General features: G+C 49.6%; 25 protein-coding genes and 6 tRNA genes. 7 read left to right on the top strand and 24 right to left on the bottom strand.

Annotated elements, in window-relative coordinates:
* Positions 1 to 36 precede the first annotated feature (36 nt).
* Together AK95_RS24780 and AK95_RS24775 are read left to right on the top strand one after the other, a co-directional pair.
* Entirely contained in the window at positions 37 to 1449 is a 1413-nt protein-coding gene (locus AK95_RS24780) for a PepSY-associated TM helix domain-containing protein (RefSeq protein WP_071222588.1), read from the top strand.
* A gap of 40 nt (positions 1450 to 1489) precedes the next feature.
* A complete protein-coding gene (locus tag AK95_RS24775) occupies positions 1490 to 1966 on the top strand; it encodes a FixH family protein (RefSeq protein ID WP_071222587.1) in 477 nt (158 codons plus the stop codon).
* Positions 1967 to 1976: 10 nt separating this feature from the next.
* On the opposite strand, the gene AK95_RS24770 is transcribed toward AK95_RS24775, so the two are convergent.
* The 6 genes from AK95_RS24770 to AK95_RS24745 form a co-directional block, all read right to left on the bottom strand.
* Complete coding sequence (locus AK95_RS24770) at positions 1977 to 2402, bottom strand: thiol-disulfide oxidoreductase DCC family protein (RefSeq protein ID WP_071222586.1); 426 nt, start codon at positions 2400 to 2402, stop codon at positions 1977 to 1979.
* 85 nt (positions 2403 to 2487) lie between these two features.
* A complete protein-coding gene (locus tag AK95_RS24765) occupies positions 2488 to 2763 on the bottom strand; it encodes a hypothetical protein (RefSeq protein WP_071222585.1) in 276 nt (91 codons plus the stop codon).
* Between the two features lie 89 nt (positions 2764 to 2852).
* Positions 2853 to 3095 (bottom strand): zinc ribbon domain-containing protein, encoded by a 243-nt coding sequence (locus tag AK95_RS24760; protein WP_071222731.1) that lies wholly within the window; start codon positions 3093 to 3095, stop codon positions 2853 to 2855.
* Positions 3096 to 3229: 134 nt separating this feature from the next.
* Entirely contained in the window at positions 3230 to 3649 is a 420-nt protein-coding gene (locus AK95_RS24755) for an organic hydroperoxide resistance protein (protein WP_071222584.1), read from the bottom strand.
* A 184-nt stretch (positions 3650 to 3833) separates the two neighbouring features.
* A tRNA-Leu gene (locus tag AK95_RS24750) sits at positions 3834 to 3916 on the bottom strand.
* A 104-nt stretch (positions 3917 to 4020) separates the two neighbouring features.
* Entirely contained in the window at positions 4021 to 4383 is a 363-nt protein-coding gene (locus AK95_RS24745; RefSeq protein WP_071222583.1) for a helix-turn-helix domain-containing protein, read from the bottom strand.
* 177 nt (positions 4384 to 4560) lie between these two features.
* On the opposite strand from AK95_RS24745, the gene AK95_RS24740 reads away from it, so the two are divergent.
* On the top strand, positions 4561 to 5205 hold the full coding sequence (locus AK95_RS24740) for a PAS domain-containing protein (protein ID WP_071222582.1): 645 nt from the start codon (positions 4561 to 4563) through the stop codon (positions 5203 to 5205).
* A gap of 101 nt (positions 5206 to 5306) precedes the next feature.
* Here the strand turns inward: AK95_RS24740 and AK95_RS33650 are convergent, their stop codons facing one another.
* From AK95_RS33650 to AK95_RS24675, 13 genes are all read right to left on the bottom strand, one after another.
* A complete protein-coding gene (locus AK95_RS33650; RefSeq protein ID WP_074961940.1) occupies positions 5307 to 6884 on the bottom strand; it encodes an alpha/beta hydrolase in 1578 nt (525 codons plus the stop codon).
* A 22-nt stretch (positions 6885 to 6906) separates the two neighbouring features.
* Entirely contained in the window at positions 6907 to 7899 is a 993-nt protein-coding gene (locus AK95_RS24730; protein WP_071222729.1) for a FecCD family ABC transporter permease, read from the bottom strand.
* 19 nt (positions 7900 to 7918) lie between these two features.
* The gene (locus AK95_RS24725; RefSeq protein ID WP_071222581.1) at positions 7919 to 8926 is read right to left on the bottom strand and encodes a FecCD family ABC transporter permease; all 1008 of its coding nucleotides are present in this window, start codon (positions 8924 to 8926) and stop codon (positions 7919 to 7921) included.
* Between the two features lie 40 nt (positions 8927 to 8966).
* Positions 8967 to 9989, bottom strand: coding sequence for an ABC transporter substrate-binding protein (locus AK95_RS24720; RefSeq protein ID WP_071222580.1), 1023 nt, complete (start codon positions 9987 to 9989; stop codon positions 8967 to 8969).
* 117 nt (positions 9990 to 10106) lie between these two features.
* Positions 10107 to 11774 carry an AraC family transcriptional regulator gene (locus AK95_RS24715; RefSeq protein ID WP_071222579.1) on the bottom strand — a complete coding sequence of 556 codons (1668 nt, stop codon included), beginning with the start codon at positions 11772 to 11774 and terminating at the stop codon, positions 10107 to 10109.
* A gap of 259 nt (positions 11775 to 12033) precedes the next feature.
* Entirely contained in the window at positions 12034 to 12498 is a 465-nt protein-coding gene (locus tag AK95_RS24710; RefSeq protein ID WP_071222578.1) for a KGG domain-containing protein, read from the bottom strand.
* 307 nt (positions 12499 to 12805) lie between these two features.
* Positions 12806 to 12888, bottom strand: a tRNA-Leu gene (locus AK95_RS24705).
* 40 nt (positions 12889 to 12928) lie between these two features.
* A tRNA-Lys gene (locus AK95_RS24700) sits at positions 12929 to 13004 on the bottom strand.
* 268 nt (positions 13005 to 13272) lie between these two features.
* Positions 13273 to 13347: transfer RNA gene (locus AK95_RS24695), tRNA-Glu, on the bottom strand.
* Positions 13348 to 13463: 116 nt separating this feature from the next.
* Positions 13464 to 14159: a Type 1 glutamine amidotransferase-like domain-containing protein gene (locus tag AK95_RS24690; protein WP_071222577.1), complete on the bottom strand. Its 696-nt coding sequence runs from the start codon at positions 14157 to 14159 to the stop codon at positions 13464 to 13466.
* A gap of 142 nt (positions 14160 to 14301) precedes the next feature.
* A tRNA-Ser gene (locus tag AK95_RS24685) sits at positions 14302 to 14390 on the bottom strand.
* 3 nt (positions 14391 to 14393) lie between these two features.
* Positions 14394 to 14469: transfer RNA gene (locus tag AK95_RS24680), tRNA-Asn, on the bottom strand.
* Between the two features lie 26 nt (positions 14470 to 14495).
* On the bottom strand, positions 14496 to 15002 hold the full coding sequence (locus AK95_RS24675) for a SprT family protein (protein ID WP_235613223.1): 507 nt from the start codon (positions 15000 to 15002) through the stop codon (positions 14496 to 14498).
* A 98-nt stretch (positions 15003 to 15100) separates the two neighbouring features.
* Between AK95_RS24675 and AK95_RS24670 the strand changes: the two genes are divergently transcribed.
* Both AK95_RS24670 and cmpA read left to right on the top strand, forming a co-directional pair.
* Entirely contained in the window at positions 15101 to 15451 is a 351-nt protein-coding gene (locus AK95_RS24670) for a hydrolase/acyltransferase (protein ID WP_071222576.1), read from the top strand.
* A gap of 80 nt (positions 15452 to 15531) precedes the next feature.
* Complete coding sequence (gene cmpA / locus AK95_RS33920; RefSeq protein ID WP_015737250.1) at positions 15532 to 15663, top strand: cortex morphogenetic protein CmpA; 132 nt, start codon at positions 15532 to 15534, stop codon at positions 15661 to 15663.
* Positions 15664 to 15760: 97 nt separating this feature from the next.
* On the opposite strand, the gene AK95_RS24665 is transcribed toward cmpA, so the two are convergent.
* Entirely contained in the window at positions 15761 to 16231 is a 471-nt protein-coding gene (locus AK95_RS24665; RefSeq protein ID WP_071222575.1) for a DinB family protein, read from the bottom strand.
* A gap of 145 nt (positions 16232 to 16376) precedes the next feature.
* Here AK95_RS24665 and AK95_RS24660 point away from each other — a divergent pair, with 145 nt between their 5' ends.
* Together AK95_RS24660 and AK95_RS24655 are read left to right on the top strand one after the other, a co-directional pair.
* Positions 16377 to 16940: a CGNR zinc finger domain-containing protein gene (locus tag AK95_RS24660; RefSeq protein ID WP_071222574.1), complete on the top strand. Its 564-nt coding sequence runs from the start codon at positions 16377 to 16379 to the stop codon at positions 16938 to 16940.
* A gap of 66 nt (positions 16941 to 17006) precedes the next feature.
* Positions 17007 to 17447: a GNAT family N-acetyltransferase gene (locus tag AK95_RS24655; protein WP_071222573.1), complete on the top strand. Its 441-nt coding sequence runs from the start codon at positions 17007 to 17009 to the stop codon at positions 17445 to 17447.
* 167 nt (positions 17448 to 17614) lie between these two features.
* On the opposite strand, the gene AK95_RS24650 is transcribed toward AK95_RS24655, so the two are convergent.
* From AK95_RS24650 to alr, 4 genes are all read right to left on the bottom strand, one after another.
* A complete protein-coding gene (locus tag AK95_RS24650) occupies positions 17615 to 19831 on the bottom strand; it encodes a Tex family protein (protein ID WP_071222572.1) in 2217 nt (738 codons plus the stop codon).
* 441 nt (positions 19832 to 20272) lie between these two features.
* The gene (locus AK95_RS24645; RefSeq protein WP_006212388.1) at positions 20273 to 20623 is read right to left on the bottom strand and encodes a type II toxin-antitoxin system PemK/MazF family toxin; all 351 of its coding nucleotides are present in this window, start codon (positions 20621 to 20623) and stop codon (positions 20273 to 20275) included.
* Between the two features lie 3 nt (positions 20624 to 20626).
* Positions 20627 to 20908: a CopG family ribbon-helix-helix protein gene (locus tag AK95_RS24640; protein WP_028406492.1), complete on the bottom strand. Its 282-nt coding sequence runs from the start codon at positions 20906 to 20908 to the stop codon at positions 20627 to 20629.
* Between the two features lie 226 nt (positions 20909 to 21134).
* A complete protein-coding gene (gene alr / locus AK95_RS24635) occupies positions 21135 to 22322 on the bottom strand; it encodes an alanine racemase (protein WP_071222571.1) in 1188 nt (395 codons plus the stop codon).
* Positions 22323 to 22541 lie beyond the last annotated feature (219 nt).

Here is a 22541-nt window from a genome sequence, read left to right as displayed (position 1 = left end):
TAAATTTTAGCTTTAATTGAAAAGGAGCCACCAGCCATGGGGAACAAGAAACCTCCAGCAATCCAACCAAATGAAAGTCAACCGTCAAATCCAAGCTCTGCCGCATGGTACAAAACCGTCTGGAGATGGCATTTCTATGCCGGCATCATTTTTGCTCCCTTTCTGATCATCCTGGCGATCACCGGCTCCGTTTACTTATTTAAGCCTCAGATTGAACAAGCGCTATATCGGGACTACTACACGGTAACCCCTCAGGTTGAACGGGTAACGCCCAGCAAGCTGGTCGGACAAGTGAAAGAGCTCTACCCTGACGCTACGATCACGAAATACCGCCCCGGCGAGTCGGACTCCCGATCTACAGAGATCAGTTTGACCTCAGGGGGCGAATCCATGACCGTCTTCATGGACCCTTATACGGGAGAAAAGATTGGCGAGCTGAAAGACAAAGACCGCATCATGGACAAAATCGAGGAATTCCACGGCGAGCTGATGGTCGGGACCGTGGGGGACCGGATCGTGGAGCTAGCCGCCTGCTGGGCGATCGTGCTGATCATTACCGGATTATTTTTATGGTTTCCGAAAAATAAAAACAAAAGCAAAAAGAAAAGAAGCCTCGCGGGGATCCTGTACCCGAGGCTCGGCAAGGGCAAGCAGATTCTCCGCAGGGACCTGCACGCCGTTCCCGCCTTCTGGATCGCGGCAGGCATGCTGTTTCTCATTATGACCGGCTTGCCCTGGTCAGGCCTGTGGGGCAGCAATTTTCAAACCATGGCAACTAACACCGGCGCTGGTTATCCCCCTTCCATCTGGTCAGGCAGTGCGCCATCCTCCCATGTGGTTCAGACGAAGGAAGTCGCAGAGGTCCCTTGGGCGGCCGAAAATCTGGAGGTACCTAATTCCACCATCTCCGACTTTACGCCGCTTCCAATCGAAGATGTCATGTACGTAGCCCGAAGCGAGGGGATCCATCCTAGCTACACCATCAGCATTCCACAGCAAGCGGACGGGGTGTACACGTTGTCGGCCTATCCGCCGAAAGCCCAAGATGAGGCTACCATGCATATCGACCAGTACAGCGGCGCGGTGTTGGCGGATTATCGCTATGATCATTACGGAATGGTCGGCAAAGCCGTTGCCCTGGGCATTACACTGCATAAAGGAACCCAATTCGGTATCGTTAACCAAATCTTCAGTTTGCTTATATGCATAGGCATCATTTTCATTGCGGTGAGCGGTCTGTACTTGTGGTGGAAGCGAAAACCGGAGCATGGACTGGGGGCGCCAAAAGCACCCGAGGTTAAAGCCAAGAACATGAGGGTATTCCTTCTGCTTCTCATCGCTTTGGGGATCCTGTTCCCGCTTGTGGGCTTGTCGCTCATCATCGTGTGGATCATCGATTATGTCATCGTTCGGAGGGTACCGGCGATCAAGACATTTCTGAATGCCTGATTCGGTCTTTACTCTAACTACAATAAGGGGTGGCGGTTTCATGATCATGAAAAGCCGTTTTATATTATCCGCACTGCTATCGGTCCTGCTGCTGAGCGCTTGTTCGGCCAGTCCCGAAGCAGTGAACCGGTATGAAAAAGAAATCCCGCTGATCGCCGAGGTGAACATTCCGGAGACGTTATATGTTCATCAACCGGAGACCATTGAGATCATTCTCACCCAGGATGGCCAAAGGGTACCTGGTGCGGATTTTGTCCACTACGAACTGTGGAGCCATGACGGCTCCCTGCGGGATCCCATGACGGATGCGGTAGAGGTCGGTGATGGCGTGTATACGGTAACCAAGACCTTCGATAAAGAGGGACTGTATTTCATCAAATTGCACAGCGGCAACAACGGTTCCATCATCATTCCCCAGAAACCGTTCGCCGTCGGCAAACTGTCCGAGGCCGAGCTTGCCTACCTGCAAGCAGGAACTCCGACATTTCAAGAAGGTACGGCAGAACATCATCATTAATACAAGTGGATTAGGACAAGAACCGACGCCGAATGTCCGGCGTCGGGATCATGCATTCACTGGATTGCCCAAACCACCGGTAACGGTTCTTCGCTACCCAGCGGTACACCAGGTTCCGTAAGAACGGGGGAATCAGGATCAGAATATACGACAGCGGCCAAGGAAAGCGAAGACGCCGCGTAATCCGCAGAGCTCCCGTCGACCTTGTGTAATACCTCCCCTGTTCAATCAGCACCATCGTTTCCGTAGTATCTCCACGAAGCCCTCCCTGCCTCAACAGCTCCTGACCGATCTCGGATTGCAGCGAAGCGAACCGGAAAGCACCCGCGGGATCTCGCTTGATAATAAATTGAGTCAGCCCCTGGCACAAATGGCACACGCCATCAATCAGCACAATCGTATATTCCTCATGATTTTCGGTTGCACGATCCTTCATATCTTTCCTGGCTCCCTTCAGGCCTAAAACAAGAAAAAACGCAGGAGCCCTCTCCTACGCTTGATCAAGTACGCTTATTGGTTTATTACTCAGCAGCTTTGTTCAGCCACTCGCCGTCTTTCATCTGCTGGTCGAATTCGTTCGAGAATTTATCCATGCATTTGCATATGAAATCCTTACGACAAACCGGGCAAGGTACTTTCCCAAGTCGGCTAAGCGCAGTCAGTTTCCATTCCGGGAAGCGGTTATAGAATACGCGAATATCCGTTCCGTCAGCCGTGTGGATAATGAATTCGTAAAGCCCTTCTTTTTCATTGCTTCCAGCTGTGGTCACATTTGCAATCTGCGGTCTGTATGGCATGTTCATCACCCGTTTATTTTATTTAAATTCCCTATGACTGGTTTGTACTTTCTGGTACTTAGTCATATTAAAGAATTTTAGGGGTGATGTCAACCGAAGAACACATCCAGGATCGAGCCAAGCTGCCCCCTCTTTTTACCTTCTAATATATCCGGGTTGAACACTTCCACATATCCGCAGTTCGTGCAGGAAACAAATAGGAAATGATTGTGCTGAATATCAAACATCTTGCTCAGCCCGGCCCCTGACATCGAGACCTCTTTCGTCTGGCAGTGATTCCCTCCGCATTTGCTGCATACAAACCGTTCCTCTATCATTTGTTCAATACTCATCTTAAGCGCCCCTTTCCAATTCATAGCTTCAACTGAAATACGGAGTATCATGTAAAAAGTTTCATATTCCGCATCGTAAGCCGACAAAAAAGGATGGCCCTCCATTTCAGAGGACCATCCGAATTCCTTTATGGTTAGCTTACGCTTAACTCCACGTCGATGTTGCCTCGGGTAGCCTTGGAATAAGGGCAGAACGCATGCGCCTTCTTCGCGAGGTCCTCCGCCTGGCTTCGTTCGATTCCCGGCATTTCGATCTTCAGCTTCACCGCAAGCTTAAAGCCGTCTGCGCCTTCGTCCTTTCCGATCATCACCTGGGAGTGGATCACAACGTCTTTGAGCTCGACGCCCTCTTTACGGGCGATATTAGCCAGGGCGCTTTCGTAACAGGCGCCATAGCCGGCCGCAAACAGCTGCTCCGGATTGGTTCCGTCACCGCCCGGTCCTCCAAGCTCCTTCGGCATGCTTAACTTGTGATTAAGAACCCCATCGGTAGATTCAACAGAGCCTTCACGCCCTCCAATGACTTTTACATCTGCTGTGTATAATGGTTTCATGCTCGTTCATCTCCTTCATGCCCTATTATGGTCTCTACATGTACTCTTTAAACTTGCAGCGGAAATTGAAACGATAATTGGGCAAACTCGCATAAGAAACAGCATGTCCCAACTTGCGATGCAAACAAAAAAGCCGTTTATCAGAGGAAGAATTCCTCTTGATAAACAGCTTCTTCATAAAGTATGCGGTAGAGAGGACTCGAACCTCCACGGGTATACACCCACTACCCCCTCAAGATAGCGTGTCTGCCATTCCACCACTACCGCATGTTATAAGGGATGTTCTGTAGCGAACATTCCCTATTATACTGTTCCGTCACACAAAAGTAAAGATCCAAATTATGGGGGGTTCGGTTAGGCGTCATGAGCAGCTAGGTCTTATCGTTTCGCTTTTCCTTCCGGTATGCTGAAAACTCGATATATTCCCGGATAAACTCCTTCTCATTCTCTGCCAATCCGGACATGATGGGAAGATCGAATGATCCCGGCTCCACTTCATACTCCCCGCGCGCTTCATTGACTCGGGTAGGATTGCCCTTGCCAATAATCAACCAATCCAAGCTTACGGAAAAGAATGCAGCTATCTCAATCAATTTATTTGTACTCGGCGTTGTTTTCCCCCTCTTCCAATCACCAAAATTTCCTGTGCTGATCCCGAGGGTTTCACAAAACGCCTTCTTGGTCATACCTCGGCTTTCTATGAGATGTTCGATTCGTTGGTAAATAGACTGCATCAAACAACCGCCTTCCTAGTTCTCTTTGAAAGAAAATTACTTATGTACGTATTTTTCTCTTGCAAAACCACTTATTTACGTGTATAATCAAATATATATTGCCTAAATTATACCATAGTACTCATGGATGGTTGTATCTTTTACTCATGAGTCTATTCCGTATGAGGAGCGAGTCATTTGCCCTACGATACCATGATCACATCCTGGAATAATGCGGTTCATTCCTTGAACAAAGGATTGATGATCATTACGCCGGATGGCATCATAGACAAAATTAACGATCCACTCATTACCATGGCCGGAAGATATGGTGTTTCCCCTGAGTTTGGATGGCAGGGGGCATCTTTTTTTAATCTCGCTTCCAAGTCCCTGAGTCTGGCTTCATTTGATCATTTTTTCCGTGAGTTGGATTTGCCCTCCGTAAGAGATGTTATGCTGGGGAAGCATTCTGATTATTCCTTTGAATATGCCGTGCAATGGAACGGCCAAGAGAATTGGGTTTTATGTGAGGTACTGCCGCTGCTTATCAACAAGGACAGCCGTATTCACGGAGCTATGATATCGTTTACGGATATTACGAAGTTCAAGCGCAAGGAATTGCTGCTGGAACAAGCGCTGGCTCACAGCTTTCCCCTTCCCGGACATATTCCCATCTGCGCCGTATGCAAATACGTTCACCACGCGGAAGAGTGGGAGCCTGTGGAGAGCTATTTGGAGAGCCGCCTCCCCATTGAATTTACCCACGATATCTGTCCGGATTGCATTCGCAGATTGTACCCAAAGTACTCTTCCATCCTTGATGATCCGGAAATACACGATTAACTCTCTGCCTATAAACAGCAACGCGGAATAAGCAGCTTCATGATCCGGCTTTATCCCTGGATATGAGGCTGCTTATTCATGCTTAAGGCATTTTTCTCATATTACGCGTTCACAAAACGAAGCAGAGGGCTTACCAGAGCAGGCAGCACCGAGACGTGGCCTTCTCCCTCAATTTCATGAAACGTAGTCTCCAGCACCTCATCATGCCCTTTGAGGAATGCATAGAGTTCCCTGGCGTCTTGAACCATGGACGGCTTCTCCTCAGCTCCAACGTACAGACGCAGCTCTTTACGCTGTCCGCTCTGTTGTAAACGGAGCTGCCCCTCTTCCCATCGTTTGTACAGCACGTAGTTCTTCCACCATACGGAGGGACAAGCCGCAATATACCGCGAAAAGGCCTCCGGCCTGGTGAATAATGTATACAAGGTGAAAAAACCGCCGAGCGAGTGCCCGAACAGCGCCTGCTTCGAACGATTCACCGCGTATTGCCGCTCCACGGCCGGCTTCAGCTGAAACTCGATGAACGTAAGGAATGCTTCGACGCCGCCTGTTTCCGGCCAATCCAATCCGTTAGGGCGGACCGGCAATTCATGGTCATCAGCATATTCAGTAAAGTTGTAAAAACGCTCGCTGCTCACGATCGGACTGTCACTGTCAAAGCCGATCCCGACAATAAGCGCCGAGGGAATGCCGCGGGGGGTCCGGGATTGCAGTCGGATTGCCTCCGCAAGCGTTCCGAAGGTCGCATTGGCATCCAGCGAATATAACACAGGATAACCGCCTTCAGGTGGCGGTCCCATCGGTTCGGCAATGAAAATACGGTATTCGCGGCCCGTGACCTCGGATTGCATGGACCATGTCACCGTTCCCGGTATGCAAAACAGAAGATCCTTTTCGTGGTAATTGCAGTTAGCTCGCACCATCTCAGATTCTTGGTCATATTCTTCCTTGACGAACAACCACCGCAGCGCATCCGGAAATCTTCTGGCCATAAAGATGGGATCATGGGTCCCATCAGGATCTACCGCCAGCTGGATCCGCTCGGGGCTCACCCCTTGTTCCATCCAGAATCGATGGGCCTCGACATTATTCGGAAACATAAGTTTCTGCGCATTGTTCTTATACGCACCTTCCAACTGTCCAACGGACATATACACCCTCAGCCCGGCAGGCAATTCCCCCTGCTCCCTGATGTAATCCATAACCCCGTCATACCATAACGAAGCCGACAGCATTCCGATCCGTCCAAAGGTCTCGGGGCGCCAATAGCCCGCGAACATCGAGATCAAACCGCCAAAGGAACCACCAATGATGGCTGTATGTTCGGGCGCTGCGAGTGTACGGTACTGTCTGTCTATGTACGCCTTGATGACATCCGCCACCTCATCGACATAAGCTCTGCCCTCCCCGCCGAAAAGCGGATTGCCCTCCAGCAGCGGCTCGGCCGGCCAAGGCGTGTACTCACGGTTTCGATTTGTTGACGAAATCCCGACCAGGATGACCTCGACGAGTTGGCCTGCTACAAACAGATGGTTCAGATAGTTGAGACAGTCCGTGAACATATCTCCTTGATCCTGTACGTAGGCAACAGGATAAGAACGGTCCGACTCATGATAGGAAGGAGGCAAATACAGTGTGAGTTCCCTGTCCTCAACCACCAGCTGTTGATAACGATTCATGTGATCCTCCCGAAAGCTGCTTTTATTTTCGCATGCGAATTAATAGATAGATAAAATATGGAACCCCAATCACGGACACGACAATGCCTGCTGCCAGCTCGGCCGGAGCGAATATCGTTCTGCCGATGAAATCGCCTATGACCACAATCGCCATGCCTGCTATACCGCTGATCGGGATGATATGCCTGTGCCGCAGTCCAACCAGCTGCCTCGCCAGATGCGGAGCGATCAGACCGACAAACCCGATGCTGCCGGATACGGCAACGCTCGCGCTGACCAATCCGATGCTGCATAGAAGCAATACATTTTTCTCACGTTCGACGGTTACCCCGACACTCTTCACGCTTTCCTCGCTCAGCTGGAACAAGTCGAGCACTTGAGAGCGGAGCCAAATGACAGGCGGCAGCATGATGAGCCAAGGAAGCATCGTGACCACGAACTTCCAGTTAGCACTGTGAAGACTACCGGCCAGCCAAGCTACGGCCATCTCATAATCCGATGGATTCATTTTGAGCGAGAGGAACATCGTAATAGCACCAAAACCCGATGCAATCGCAATCCCCACAAGAATTAGCCGCTGCGGATCCAGCTTTCCGTTTTCTCTGGCGAACATAAATATGGCCGTAGTTGCCGCCAAACCGCCAGCGATACCGAACATCGGCATCATCATAACCCCGAGCCACCCGGTCATCGTGATCTGCCCTTGCAGCAGGAACATAAACAACACAACCGCCATGCCTGCACCTGCATTGATGCCGAGAATGCCCGGATCCGCAAGTCCGTTGCGGGTAACTCCCTGGATAACTGCACCGGCCATACCCAGTGCAAAGCCGACGAGAGCGCCAAGCACAATACGAGGCAGCCTGAACTCGAACACAACGAGATCGAAATCCGAATTGGGATTCATCCGGAGCAAAGTTTGAAATACTTCCTTGATGGACATATCAAACGTCCCGTTGGTGAGACTGAAATATACGGCAGTCAGTACAACCAAGACTCCCCCAATCAGAACCATCGGGAATCGGTAATAGGTGTTACGCACGCTGAGCCCCTCCCCTCGTCTTGATCAAATAGAGGAAGAAAGGAACCCCGATCAACGAAGTTATAACACCCACCGGCGTCTCAAACGGATAATTTACAAACCGTGCGAGAATATCACATAATGCAAGAAACATGCCGCCAAGCACGCCCGACACCGGTACGATCCATCGATAATCCGAGCCGGACAGAAAGCGGGCAATATGAGGAATAATCAAACCTACGAAGGCAACCTTACCCGCCAGCGCCACAGATACGCCGGTCAGAATCACAACAGCCACCATCGCAAGGGCTTTAATCAGCCATGTATTCACACCAAGCCCCTTGGCCGTCTCGTCCCCGAGCGACAGCAGCGTGATCGATTTGGATAATACAACGGCAAGACACAAACCAACGATTGCAAACGGAATGCTCAGTTTAATCAGTTCCGGGTCCATGGCATGCAGCCGGGCATTGTACCAGAAGCTGATATTATGCGATATCTGAAAATAGGCCGCCAATGCCTCTGCGGTACCGCTAAGAAACGTCCCGATTACGGTTCCGAGAATAGCCAGTCGAACCGGGCTGAGTCCGCCAGGAATAAGCCATGCCAAGCCGAACACCACGGCCGCTCCGATGGCTGAGCCGATCAACGAGCTGACGATATACATATTGGAGCTAGCGTTCGGGATAAATACCATGAACAGTGTCACCGCGAAGACCGAACCATCCGATACCCCCATGATGGATGGGGACGCCAAATAGTTCCTTGTCATTCCTTGCATTAAAGCACCTGATACCGCGAGAAAAGCGCCGATAAGCATGGCACCGACAACTCTCGGCAATCGGGAGCTCACAATAATCTGATGATCGATGCTCTCCGAATCAAAAGCAAAGATGGAATCCCAAACGGTATCCATCGTAATATTTTTGGCTCCATACAGGATGGAGGCCGCTATGAGCAAGAAACAGACTGCCGGGGCCATCACAAGGATGACAGCCGGCAGTGATTTTTTGAACCTCATGAACAACACGCCTTATAGGTTTATACTGAAATGTTGGATGTTACTTTGTCAGGCTTTCGACTGCAGCTTTCAGAAACTCGATTTTGCTGTACGCGGTTCCGCCTTGAGCCAGTGGATCCACCACGTTGACAAAAGCGGTCCCGTTCTTGAATGCATTCAAGTTCTTCATGATCGGATCATTCTGAAGTTCTTCCAAAGCATTCGGCGTATCCTTATTCTCATCTGGCGAGAATTGGACAAATACATAATCCGGATTCATCTCTGCAATTTTCTCTTTCGAGATCAGTTCCTGTGCTTTGGCTGCCGCTACTTCAGCCGGTACTTCAATCCCCAAATCCTCATACAATACCGGGTTAAAGAACACGCCTGCCGGATAGATGTACATCTCGCCCGCACGAATCCGAAGCGCCAGAACTTTCTTGTCCTTCAGGCTATCTCCAATCGTCGCTTTGACTTCTTCCAAGCTCTCTTTATATTTCGCGATTGCCTGTTCCGCTTGTTCCTGTTTGCCGCTTAACTCGCCGAGCAATTTCAGGTTGCTCTCCCAGTTGGTCGATATATGGGAGTACGGAATCGTGGGTGCGATTTTATTTAACTGTTCAATGACTTCAGGCTTGGCTTTGGACGATGCCAAAATCACATCCGGCTTCAAAGACAGGATCGTTTCGAAATTCGGCTCCATTTTCTCGCCAACCGACTGGGCGTTCTTCGTAATCGATTCAAACATCGGCGGGAATTTACCCGAGAAGCTAATGGCCCCAACCGGGTTTACTTCCAGCACAATGGCATCCTCCATGGCTTCAACGGCACCGGTGATAACGATGCGCTCCGTCTTGGCCGGAAGCGTATATTCCTGATCGAGATATTTCACAACTTTAGTATCGGACGATGCTGGAGCCGCTTCTTCTTTCGCAGCGTTTTCCTCCCCGGCTGTGTTCGCGCTCTCTGCTGCATTATTCGCGCTAGCTCCGTCTGTATCTTTAGCCTCGCTGCCTCCACCGCAGGCGGACAGTACCAACGCAAATACCAGCAATAACCCCAAGACCCATTTCATTCGTTTCATCTCTCTCCAATTACCCCTTCCATGATCTATGATCACTCAACAATTGATAATGATTATCATTATTGATCATAGTATAGGATTTGCTCTCTTAGTACCATGGACAAATCACCGGATTCCTCATGGACAATTTCCGGAAAACAACCGAAAGGCTTCCTCCGCCATCTGCTCCATCGCAATGGGAGAGTATTCGCGCCAAGGGTAAGAGGATAGTTGGTGCAACGTTCCGTCTCGCACCGCAGGAATGGTCATCCACTCCGGCGTTGCCTGCAGTTTTCTCCAATTGGCCAGCGTTTCGGAATCCTGACGGATCAAGAGCAGCATATGGTCTGCCCGGCTCTCCTTGATCTGCTCAATCGTTAAACGTCCAGCCTCCTCCCAGTCCACAGACTTAGCCGGCTGAAAATTAAAATAATCAAATAATAGTTCCTTCATGCCCGGATGACTGTAAGCCATCAATTCATCCTGATGCAGGCGTGCGGTCAAAAGCGTGCGTTCTTCCATCATTTCAGCGGGGAGCTTCCCACGGTAAGTCGATATTTTATGATGAAACGTATCGATCCACTGCTCTGCTTCGGGCAGCTTGTTCAGCAATTTAGCGAGCCCTAACAGATTAACCTGCCACCCTCCCTGCTCTTCCGGCATTTCGTAGAGGGGGGCAATCAGCCGAAGCTGCTCCTTCTCCCAATCTTCCACCCCCTGTGCACAAACGATGAGCTCCGGACGTGCCGAGGCCAGCTTCTCCAGATTCGCATATTTATTATGATTCTGGCGGTATGCATCCAGATGAACGGGGATATCCGGCCCAAGCGTGTTATAGTAATGCTGTGACCACTTCGGATGAAGCGGAGCCGCATACGGCGTGAAATCCAGCGGCATGGCGTAACCTAGGAGGGCCGTTGAGCCGTACATCGCCAGTTTATTTTTCCTTGTTTTCATATACACCGAGGGGGATATCCCGAATGCCTTCTTAAACTTGCGGCTAAAATAAAATTCATCCTTATACCCCACCATGTGCGCCACTTCACGCAGCAAAAAATCCGAGCCCAGCATCAACTGTTTCGCCTTGTTCAAACGAACATGCGCCAAATAATCCATCGCGCTGTGCCCATACGTCTTCTTATATACTTCAACAAAATATTTGGGACTCAGCTCCGAAAGGTTCGCCAATTGTTCAATCGTTACATCTTCATCATAATGTTCCTCGATATACTCCTTCACCCGCTCCAGCGCTTGCCGCTTATCATTCTTGGAGTAAGGGCTGCATTCGGCAATCATCGTATATAACAGCTCTTGAAAATCCAGCTGAACCCTCCACTGCTTCATGGGCTCCTTGCTGTGAAAATCCTTATACATCGACCGGCAGACGAGATTCAAGCGGTCCGGAGAGCTGATGACAAAGATGCCGTCATGGGGCATGAAATCGGCGCAATCCACCTCATGCAATCGACCGCAGCCTGATATCCCTTCCATGAAACTATAATGAAGAATCGCGACCGAAGCCTGCTCGTGTTCCTCGGAACTCTTGTGATCGGCACTCGTAATTCCGAAAGTAGCCCCCGCTGCACAACAATAAACGCATCCCTTATTCATACGGGTGATTTGCTCTGCCTGTTGTAAACAGGGTTCTCCGCTAAGCGGGATAATCAGGGCTGGCTGCACTGCCAACTGCTGCTCCAGGGAGAGCTCTTGCCCATGAACAATATCCATATTCCATAAACGGGCCGTGAGCCCGCTGTATTCACGCGAATCTTTTTTGCTACTGCTATTCGTCGACAGGTTTAACATATGTACAGACCCCAACCTTAGATGAGAATGGTTATCATTATCATATAATTATCACACACCGTCCCAAAAGTCCAGCACGATCTTCTCTTTTCCACCTTGTCGCATGCTGATGTTAGACAAAAAGAAAGCAGCCACGTGCTCCCTGTCAGGAAGCCGTAGCTGCTGCTTTTCAAATATTGTGTATGAAGGCGGATCCTTCGCATGAGAGAATTTCAGTCCCCTCCAAGAAAAGCCTCTTCTCAAATGCGCCTGGTTGTCATTAGTTCCCCCGCTGGCGCTGTCTTGCTCTTGCCTCTCCGCCTTTGCGGCCCGCTTCTTCACGGCTCATCTTGCCGTCCCCGTTGCTGCCGCTATCGCTTCTGGCTTCGCCGCCCTGCTGTCCAATCTCTTGATAGAACTCACGTCCGTGGGATTCCGAGGTAGCCTCGCCGCCTTTGCGTCCGATGTCCTCATAGAATTCCCTGCCATGGGAATCGGAAGTCGCTTCCCCGCCCTTCTGGCCGATTTCCTGATAAAATTCCTTATCATGGGAGTTTGACGTGGAGTCTCCTCCCTTTTTACCGATGTCCTGATAAAACTCTTTGTCATGGGAACGGGAAGTTGCTTCGCCGCCCTTCCGTCCGATTTCTTGGTAGAACTCTTTGTCATGGTTGTTCGCAGTTGCTTCTCCACCTAAACGTCCTGCTTCTTCACGGCTCATCTTTCCATTGTTGTTATTAGCCATTCTGAATCACTCCTTATAGGTAATTTGAAGTTGTTGCTCGTCCACGTTATGATATTAAACTCCTGACCAGAGATGAAACACTTGTTGTGCATAAATGTGCAATGAAAATCGATCAACACCGTGATGAGTCCTATGTAAACCTTGATATAAGAAAAAAACTATCGACGTACATTCATAAGAAGACAGAACTCGTTAGATGTTATTTTCTTGCATATCAGGTAGGCCATGCTTCGAAGTTTATACATTTGAGATCTTAAGCGCAAAAAAAGCCCCGCACAAGGTGCGGAGCTTTTTCTTCATGTTCGTATGCGGTAGAGAGGACTCGAACCTCCACGGGTATACACCCACTACCCCCTCAAGATAGCGTGTCTGCCATTCCACCACTACCGCATAATATAAGGAGTACATCGTTTCGTTGCTTTGTAAAAAATGGTGAGCCATGAAGGGCTCGAACCTTCGACACCCTGATTAAAAGTCAGGTGCTCTACCAACTGAGCTAATGGCTCTCGATGACAATCGTGCTGCTGCCATATAAGAAAGTTATATAGAAAGTGGTGACCCGTAGGGGATACTCTCTCTTCGTTCGAGACTGCGAAGCTTATCCTAACGATGATTATGCTCCGACGAACCGACGGGGTTCTCATCCCGAGGTTATATAGAAAGTGGTGACCCGTAGGGGATACTCTCTCTTCGTTCGAGACTGCGAAGCCTATCCTAACGCTGATTAAGCTCCGACGAACCGACGGGGTTCTCATCCCGAGGTTATATAGAAAGTGGTGACCCGTAGGGGATTCGAACCCCTGTTACCTCCGTGAAAGGGAGGTGTCTTAACCCCTTGACCAACGGGCCACTTTAACCACGTCGCCGTGACGACAAGATTGAGTATAGCATAATTTCAAAAATGCTGGCAAGCTTTTTTTTCGTGATTTTTAAAATTTATTTTCGGAGCTTTTTCGGCCAATAAATCAGCCTAAAAAATCCGGTGTTAGCTCCACTTCTTGAACGCTATTTCCTTCACGCTCCACATGGTATGCATGTGCATTTTCCCTTGAGCTTACGATTCGATACAACCGTCCGTCCATAAAATGTAATGCAACCCCATCATCAGCAGCATATCCTGCTTGTGTTTCACCTTGAAGTACGAGTTTATGATAGGCAGGTCTTCTTTTGCTCTCACCATCATAATGCGGGCAATGACTGCCTTGTAATATACCCAAACCCTCAAGCTTGTACAAGGGGGCGTTCAACGGGTCCGTCACCCCATGCTCAAACCAACAAATGGAACCAGCGCTTAACCCTGTTAAGATGACACCCTGTTCATACGCCTCTTTGAGTATCTGATCCAAGCCCCATTCCTTCCACAAGACCAGCATATTCCGGGTATTGCCCCCGCCAACATAGATGATATCCTTCTCGAGTACAAAAGACCGAAGATCAGCAAAGTTCGGCTGAAACAGCGACAGATGACTGGGAGTGCACGGGAGTGTCCGGAAAGCATGATAGAAACGCTCAACATAACCATCCGCATCTCCGCTTGCCGTCGGAACAAAACACACTTCAGGCAATTCTTTCGGTACTTGTGCCAAAACATAGCGATCAAGCAGCAGATTATCCGGTTCCATCGAAAAACCGCCGCCACCCATTGCAATTATCTGTTTCATTAGATACTCTCCCTTCGGTCGAGACTGCGAAGTATTCCTAACGTTGCTTAGGCTCCGACGAACCCTATCCAGGGTTCTCATCCCTATGCAAAAAAGCTCCCGATCACTTGGTGATGGGAGCTTTCTTCGATGTAACGCTCAACGGAGAGAGAGGGATTCGAACCCTCGCACCGCTTACGCAGTCTAACCCCTTAGCAGAGGGTCCCCTTATAGCCACTTGGGTATCTCTCCATATGGCTCCCCGAACAGGACTCGAACCTGTGACAACTCGATTAACAGTCGAGTGCTCTACCAACTGAGCTATCAGGGAACATTAAGTTGGATATAAATAATTTATCATGACTTTATAGGGGAGTCAAGCTTCAGGAGTGTAAGGCGTCCGCTGCACTTTCCGCACCGATACCGGGCGGGATTCATTTTCCGTTTACGCAGATATTCGGTTCCGCAGACGCTGCAGCGTAGTTTATATCGGTATGGTTCCGGTTGACGCCGGCCCGCGGCCTTGCCCTTCGGCAAGGATTTGCAGAAACGGCTCCCTCCAACGGCTTGCAGCAGGTTTTTGAAATCAGCGTCCCGATGCCGGTATCCCCTGCCCGCGATATGCAGATGATAGTGGCACAGCTCATGCTTGATGATCTTCTCCACCTCTTCCTTACCGTTCGTAGCAAGCTGATGCGGATTGATCTCGATGTTATGGCTTTTCATGAAATAACGGCCGCCTGTTGAAGACAATCGCCGGTTAAACGTAGCCCGATGCCTGAACGGAACCCGGAAGCTTTCCAGCGAGATTTTCTCAACCCATTCCTGCAGTTCTTCGTTACTCATCTCGTTGATCGTCACCATGTCTGATCCTTCCTTTTGCCTTATAAATGCTACTTGAATTTTAACTTCTCTCTGGGCTACACTGTCAAGTAGAAAGTATGGAGGGAGAACCTGCAATCATGCCGAACATGCGCTACGTTATTTTAAAAGGACAGGACGAGCTGTTATTTGTCGAAATGCCCAGTGACTATGCTTACCAGCTCAGTGCTCTAAATTTACGTCTCAATAAGGAAATCGATAAACTCACCGCCGCAGGCAAACCTCAGCTGCCTCTTGCTGTAGCCGAATGCGACAATCTGGATCTGCTTCAGGAATCGCTGAGCATTCAAGGTGGTCTGGAATACATAAATGAGCTTGAGCAGGCCTTTGCTTCCCTTAAGGAAACGGAATATCCGCTCATCTCATTGCTTACCGAAATTCGTGCTCTCCAAGCGCAGCTTGAGCAATGGTACGAGGAAGAAGCGTTATAATCGAGGTAGACCTGCACGCTTTGGGCTTTTTCCCCATATGCTATCCATACAGATGGAATTAGCAAGAGGAGGAGATACCCTTGCCGCAATGGCTCTGCAATCAATTGACACGCGCTTTTCGCAAAAAGGACAGACGTCAGATCAAGCTGTTGAACGAATGCTGGTACTTTTACCGGAATTCCCCGGGCGAAGAAAACTCGAATGCCCGTTAGTGCACTGCAACCGATCCATAGGTATGACAATAAGCCGGACGCCCTGTCCGGCTTATTTTTGCATTTATTATGATGGCTGAATGGACGACTCTTATCCTTATAGATCGCTGCGTTTAGCTGGCCAGGAGCCCTGAAGCTTCCGGAGAAAAACAATTTGTCCCGTATGATACGCATCATGCATGATTAAGCTAAGTATTCGCTGCGGCGATTCGATGATGTCCGCCTCCGTCATCTCTTCCATCTTCTGTCGTAAAGCGGCATGAACATCCTGAAGCTGCTCTCGAGCTGTATTCCATGCCCCCTCACCAGTGTCATGAATGAGAAACGTCTCGTCATTGCCGATTCCTTCATTAGGAAGGGGCGTTCCTTCCAATCTCGCGAGCAGACGCTGCTTGTAATACAGCAAATGCTGCACGTTCTCCCAAATGGAATTTGCCGCCTGCCCTTCCGGTTTCCACAAAGCCTGCTCAACTGTTACATCCTTCAGGGCAGGAAGAATCGGCGGATACCAATCCTCCTGCCCCATCGCATAATCCCAGTTTTGGAGCAGCAGTTCCTTCATGTTCATAAACATCGCCTCCGCATTAAATTTGTAACCAGCATAAATTAAATAGCATGTTACATAAAAATTAACACACTTCGGATTCCATTACAAGTAACTAGCAACATTAATATTTACTTGTTACAATATGAGATGAGAAAGGATGAGTTTCATGTTATGGGATGATTTTATAAACAGTGAATGGCATGACTGGAGAGGCAGCGGCCGATCCGAGGACAGGCTTGCCCGAGAGGATTGGCTCACCGATTTCATGAACCAATATCAGCTTCAAGTCAGCCTGCCCCTGACCCCGGATGAGCTGGGGCAGTTGAGGGAGCTTCGTTCCTTCCTGTTAACGTGTGTTCAACACATCGTCGCGGGGGAGTCACCCTCTCCCATGGAGATAGAGCAATTAAACCGCTGGATGGCTGCTGGACCCGTTATTCGTCATCTGGAGATCGATGAGGAACAAAATTTGGCGCTGTCCTATATCATCCAAAATCCTGGCCTGCAAGCAGCGGCTGCCGAGATTGCCGGCTCCTTTGCGCAAGCCACCCAGCAAGGCGAGTTATCCCGGTTCCGCATCTGCACGAATCCCGATTGCCTCTGGGTATATTACGACGACACGCGTAACCGTTCCAAACGGTACTGCGACGATAAAATGTGCGGCAATCTGATGAAAGTCAGACGATTCCGGGCGAAGAAAAAGCAGCAATCTTCGAACAGCGAGGACTAAGCCGAATGCTTATGCTGCGCGCAGTATACCTCCACATCCATTTTAAAGAAACTGAGGTGAGTAATCATGAGCATCAAAAGGGTGACTCAAGCAGAATTGCCTTGGGTCAATCAACATTACGAGCACATCGGCTTTCAGCCAAGTTCACTGGACAATGAAATCATTGCTATCGTCATGTCGCAAGACGACTACGCAGGAGTCGGTCGATTGGTTAGACTTAATGAACACGAGACAGAGCTCGGCGGTATTTATATTTTGGACAAGTTTAGAGGCCAGTCCCTCGCGCACGAAGTCGTCTCGTTTCTGGTGGAAGAATCAAAGAGACTAGGTTTAAAGACGGTTTACTGCATTCCGTTTGAGGAGCTGCAGCATTTCTATAAGAAGTTTGGTTTTCATGAAGTCGATGTAAATGCTCCCGCAGTCGAACCCAAAATTTCAGCAAAATATCACTGGTGTCTCGAAAGATACGATAAAAAAGTACTGCTGCTAAAGCTGAGCCATGGCTAAGCCAACCGCCAGGACATGCCCCGTTAGCTCTTACTCCAGATCAAGAATTATACAAAAAAAGAGCCGTTCTCCCCAAAGGAACTGCACCTCCAAATGTTAGGTCATCTCTAGCAATTGGCGTACAGTTCAAGGAGTTACGGCTCTTTTTCTATTTTACACAGCAGTTCCTATGACTGATCTTTCGGCTTGCGCATCGTCAATCCGACGCGGCCTTTCTTCAAATCTACATTCAGCACCCACACGGTAACGTTATCCCCCACAGAGACAACATCCATCGGGTGTTTGACAAATCCATCGCTCAGCTGGGAAATATGCACCAGTCCGTCGCTCTTGATGCCGATATCCACAAAGGCGCCAAAATCGATGACATTGCGTACCGTTCCCTGCAGCTCCATTCCCGGCATGAGATCCTCGATCTTCAGTACGTCCTGACGGAAAATCGGCAGCGGCAATTCCTCCCGCGGATCGCGTCCCGGGCGCTGTAAGCTGTCCAGTATATCGCGCAGCGTCGGCACGCCAACCTCCAGCTTCACGGCAAGGTTCTCCGGCTGCTGGGCATCCAGCAGTTCAGCGAGTTCCTTGCTTCCAAGCTTGTCCAGACTTACCTGAAGCTCTTTGAACAAACGGTCAACCACCGCATAGGATTCCGGGTGAATCGGGGTACGATCCAATATGTTCTCGCCTTCCGAAATCCGCATAAAGCCCACGCACTGCTCATAGGTCTTGGCACCGAGACGCGGAACCTTCTGCAGCTGCTTCCGGCTGACAAACTTCCCATTCTCTTCCCGGTATTTCACGATATTTTTGGCAATCGTTGCATTGATGCCGGCCACATAGGATAGTAGTGACGGCGAAGCCGTATTCACATCCACCCCGACATGGTTAACCGCAGACTCCACGACGGCCTTCAGGCTCTCCTCCAGATGCTTCTGGGTTACGTCATGCTGATATTGGCCCACGCCGATCGATTTCGGATCAATCTTCACCAGCTCGGCCAGCGGGTCCTGCACACGGCGGGCAATCGAGGCCGCGCTGCGCTCGGCGACATCCAGGTCCGGGAATTCTTCCTGCGCCAGCTTCGAGGCCGAGTATACGCTTGCTCCCGCTTCATTGACGATGAGGTAGGCCAGCTCAGGGTCAGCAAGTTCCGCAATGACTTCTTCGGCGACGAACTGTTCCGTTTCACGGGATGCCGTACCGTTTCCAATGACAATCAGCTTGATGCCGTATTTGGCAATCAGCTCCTTAAACTTCGCCGCGGCCTCCTGCTTCTTGTTGGCCGGCGGCGTCGGATAGGTTACGGCCACCTCAAGCAGCTTGCCCGTATCATCGACCACCGCAAGCTTACAACCGGTACGGTAAGCCGGGTCAACACCCAGCACACAGCGTCCCTTCACCGGCGGCTGCAGCAGCAGGCTGCGCAGGTTCCCGGCAAAGATGGAGATCGCCTGGTTCTCCCCTTTTTCCGTCAGCTCTCCACGGACTTCCCGTTCAATCGATGGAGCAATAAGGCGCTTGTATGAATCCTCGATGACCGCCGTAAGAATGTCCGTGACGGCTGATGGACCTTTAAGCACCTGCTTGCCGATGTACGCGTGAATGGATTCGGAAGGAACATCCAGCCCTACCTTCAGAATATTCTCGCGCTCTCCCCGGTTAATGGCCAAAATCCGGTGCGGCGGCATTTTCTTCGCCAATTCCCGGTAATCGTAATAGTTCTCGTATACGGATTCCACTTCGGTATCCTTCGCCTCTGAGGTCAATATGCCGTGGTCCAGGCTGTATCTGCGAACCCAGGAACGAATAGTTGCGTCATCGGCAATGTTTTCAGCCAGTATATCCATCGCGCCTTGCACAGCCTCTTCTGCCGAAGCCACACCCTTCTCCTCATCCACATACTTGGCTGCCTCGACCATCACATCAGCCTGCTTCGGCTGCGACCATATCCACTCCGACAGCGGCTCAAGCCCTTTTTCCTTGGCTACGCTTGCCCGGGTTTTACGCTTTTGCTTATACGGACGGTAGAGATCTTCTACCTCCTGCAGCTTAACGGCAGCCGTAATCGATGCCTTCAGATCTTCGGTCAGCTTGCCTTGCTCCTCTATGATGCGGATGACTTCCCGCTTACGGATCTCCAAATTGCGCAGATAGCCAGTCCGCTCTTCAATATCACGTAATTGGTTCTCATCCAGTTCGCCTGTCATTTCTTTACGGTAACGCGCAATAAACGGTATGGTATTGCCCTCATCCAGAAGTTCAACGGTCGTGCGCACCTGTTTTTCGGACAATTGAAGCTCCTTCGCGATCTGCTTCACGATCCGTTTCGATTCTTCCTTGCGAATCTGTTCCTCATTTACTTCCACAACAGCTTCTAATTCAGACAATGATATCCCTCTTTCTTCAATGAAACTATATTTGCTATTATCCCAAACTTAAGCGCTCATTTCCACTACATCGCTCACTTCATAAGGCTTTAAGCTGCTTTTAATGTCAATTTCATCTGATTTTAAGATTAAATTTATATTCTTAGTGTACGAAAATGCTGCTGCCGGATATCCGCACCTCATTACAATTAGGGGGTCACCTAAGATGAATGACAAACATGCGATTGCCTGGTCCGTTGTCTGCCTTTTGTTTATCGTTGCGGCGGTTACAACGGCCTACATCCTCATACCTACAAACGCGTAAACCGCTACTCTCTTAGTTCATGCATCCATTGCCGTGTCCTTCGAACATACCCTCCATATAAAAACCCTCAAGGAGTTAGTCCTTGAGGGTTTTTAGTCATAACATTCTATGTGGAAAACGTTAGCGCTTGAATGGAATCAAAAATCAATCAAGCCCAGACTTATTTGCAGGGAATCATCCACCTTACTCATCATTTCATCATCAAGATGGGTGATTTTGTCGGTTAGCCGCTGCTTATCAATCGTCCGGATCTGCTCTAGCAAAATGACGGAATCCCGGTCAAATCCATGCGACGCCGCGTCGATTTCGACGTGAGTCGGCAGCTTGGCTTTTTGAATCTGTGCCGTAATGGCTGCAACAATCACAGTCGGACTAAACCGGTTGCCGATATCGTTCTGAATGACAAGGACTGGCCTTACGCCGCCCTGCTCAGAACCGACAACAGGTGATAAATCCGCAAAAAATACGTCGCCCCGTTTAACGATCACTGTCTACACCCCGCTTACTAAGCGGTCTAGAGTGTTGTCTGCATCTTCCTCCGCGTGAAACGCCTCAGAAGCCATGGTCAGGTTAATTTTGGCCATTTCCATATAACCCCGCTGCATGGATTCACGAATGTAACGTTTCTTCCGTTCATTCAGGTACAACTTCATGGCTTGCCTAATAAGCTCACTGCGGTTGGAATTTTCCAGCTGAGCGATCCCGTCCACTTCCTGCAAAAGATGATCCGGTAAACTGATCATGATTCGTTTGGTGTTCTGCATATTGGCCACCCTCTATTACACCCCCACAACCTTCTCGCCCTGTGCACCAGTATTACATTATTCAAGGAAAATTATACAAAAGAATATATATGCCGAAGGTATATCAAGTATGCTGCATATCATTATAAACTACAATCGACACTTTCGTACAGACTTAAACGACATATTCCTAATTCGGGAAGGTCTGTACTTATTCCTTCTTTCCTGAATAAATTACTTATGGTGACTTGACTTTTTAAAGGTTGCTCCAGAGTGCATTCACGGTCTTCACGGGTATATCATTGCGTATATACTGACGTGGTACCCGATGGGCAATCATGCAGACGACCTCGTAGTGGATCGTCCCCAGCTTGGACGCCAGCTCATCTGCCGTGATGCATTCGTCAGACTGCTGACCGATGAGTACAACCTCTTCACCAGCTTTAATTTGTTCCGCCTCATCGGCGAAAGGTTTGAGCGATACCATACATTGGTCCATACAGATGGTTCCGACAACAGGGACGCGGCGGCCGCGTATCAGCACTTCCACTTTACCGCTCAGCATACGAGAGAAGCCATCGGCGTAACCGATGGGGAGGGTTCCAATTTGCTCTTCCTCCTCCGTTACATACTTCGTCCCGTAGCTGATACCGGAATGCGGAGGTAAATTTTTGACGTAGACAAGCTTTGTCTTTAACGTCATGACAGGGCGGAGGCTGACTGTCTTTCGATTCACCTCATCCGAAGGATACAGTCCGTACAAGCTGATGCCGACACGAACCATATCATAGGATAATTCGGGTGTATCAATTGCAGCAGCGCTGTTGCCCGTATGTATGAGCGGGATATGGTAGTCCTTATCCCGAAGAGCGTCCGCTACGCCCTGAAAACGGCGGTACTGTCCCAATGTATAGTCTTTGTTCTTTTCATCCGCTCTTGCAAAATGGGTAAACATTCCTTCGACAACAACCTGCGGCAGTGAAAATACTTCTTCTATAAAAGAAATTGCATCTTCGCCTGGAAGCAGGCCCAAACGACCCATTCCGCTGTCAATCTTGATGTGTACCTTGAGTGGCTTCTCCGGCTGGACCGGCAGTGCCTTAATCGCTTGGAGCACTTCCGAACTGAACAGGGTTATGGTTACATCATGCTCATAAGCGATCTCTACAGCCTCCGGTGGTGTATAACCGAGCACCAGGATCGGGCTGGAGATGCCTCCTTGCCGAAGCTCGAGCGCTTCATCCAGGAAAGCTACGCTTAAGTAAGCCGCCCCCAATTGCTGAAGTTCGCGTGCCACTTCTACAGCTCCGTGACCATAGGCGTTAGCCTTCACACAAGCAAGCAATTTCATGTGGCTTGGCAGCGCCTCACGAAAAGCGTTATAGTTGGCGCGCAGATGGTCCAGGTTGATCTCCGCCAGGGTAGGTCGATATATCGCTTGCAATTCCAGTCACCTTCTTACCATTTTGAAAAAAGCATTATGCTTTACATTAGATTAATGGTAATGTTCCCGGGGGCAACTGTCAATTGAGGCAAATTGCTTATTTATGAGGCTCGTGGTTCCCCCCGGGTGCGAAACTTGGTGAAACATCGGAATATCTGCAAGAAATAGTGATGAGCCCACGGATGGAGTTCCTTTATTTGGAAAAGAGGCGAATGGCCT

This window comes from Paenibacillus sp. LC231, assembly GCF_001860525.1.
GTDB lineage: Bacteria > Bacillota > Bacilli > Paenibacillales > Paenibacillaceae > Paenibacillus_AQ.
Note: the sequence above shows the minus strand (reverse complement) of the source record. Positions and strands in the feature narration are given on the sequence as shown.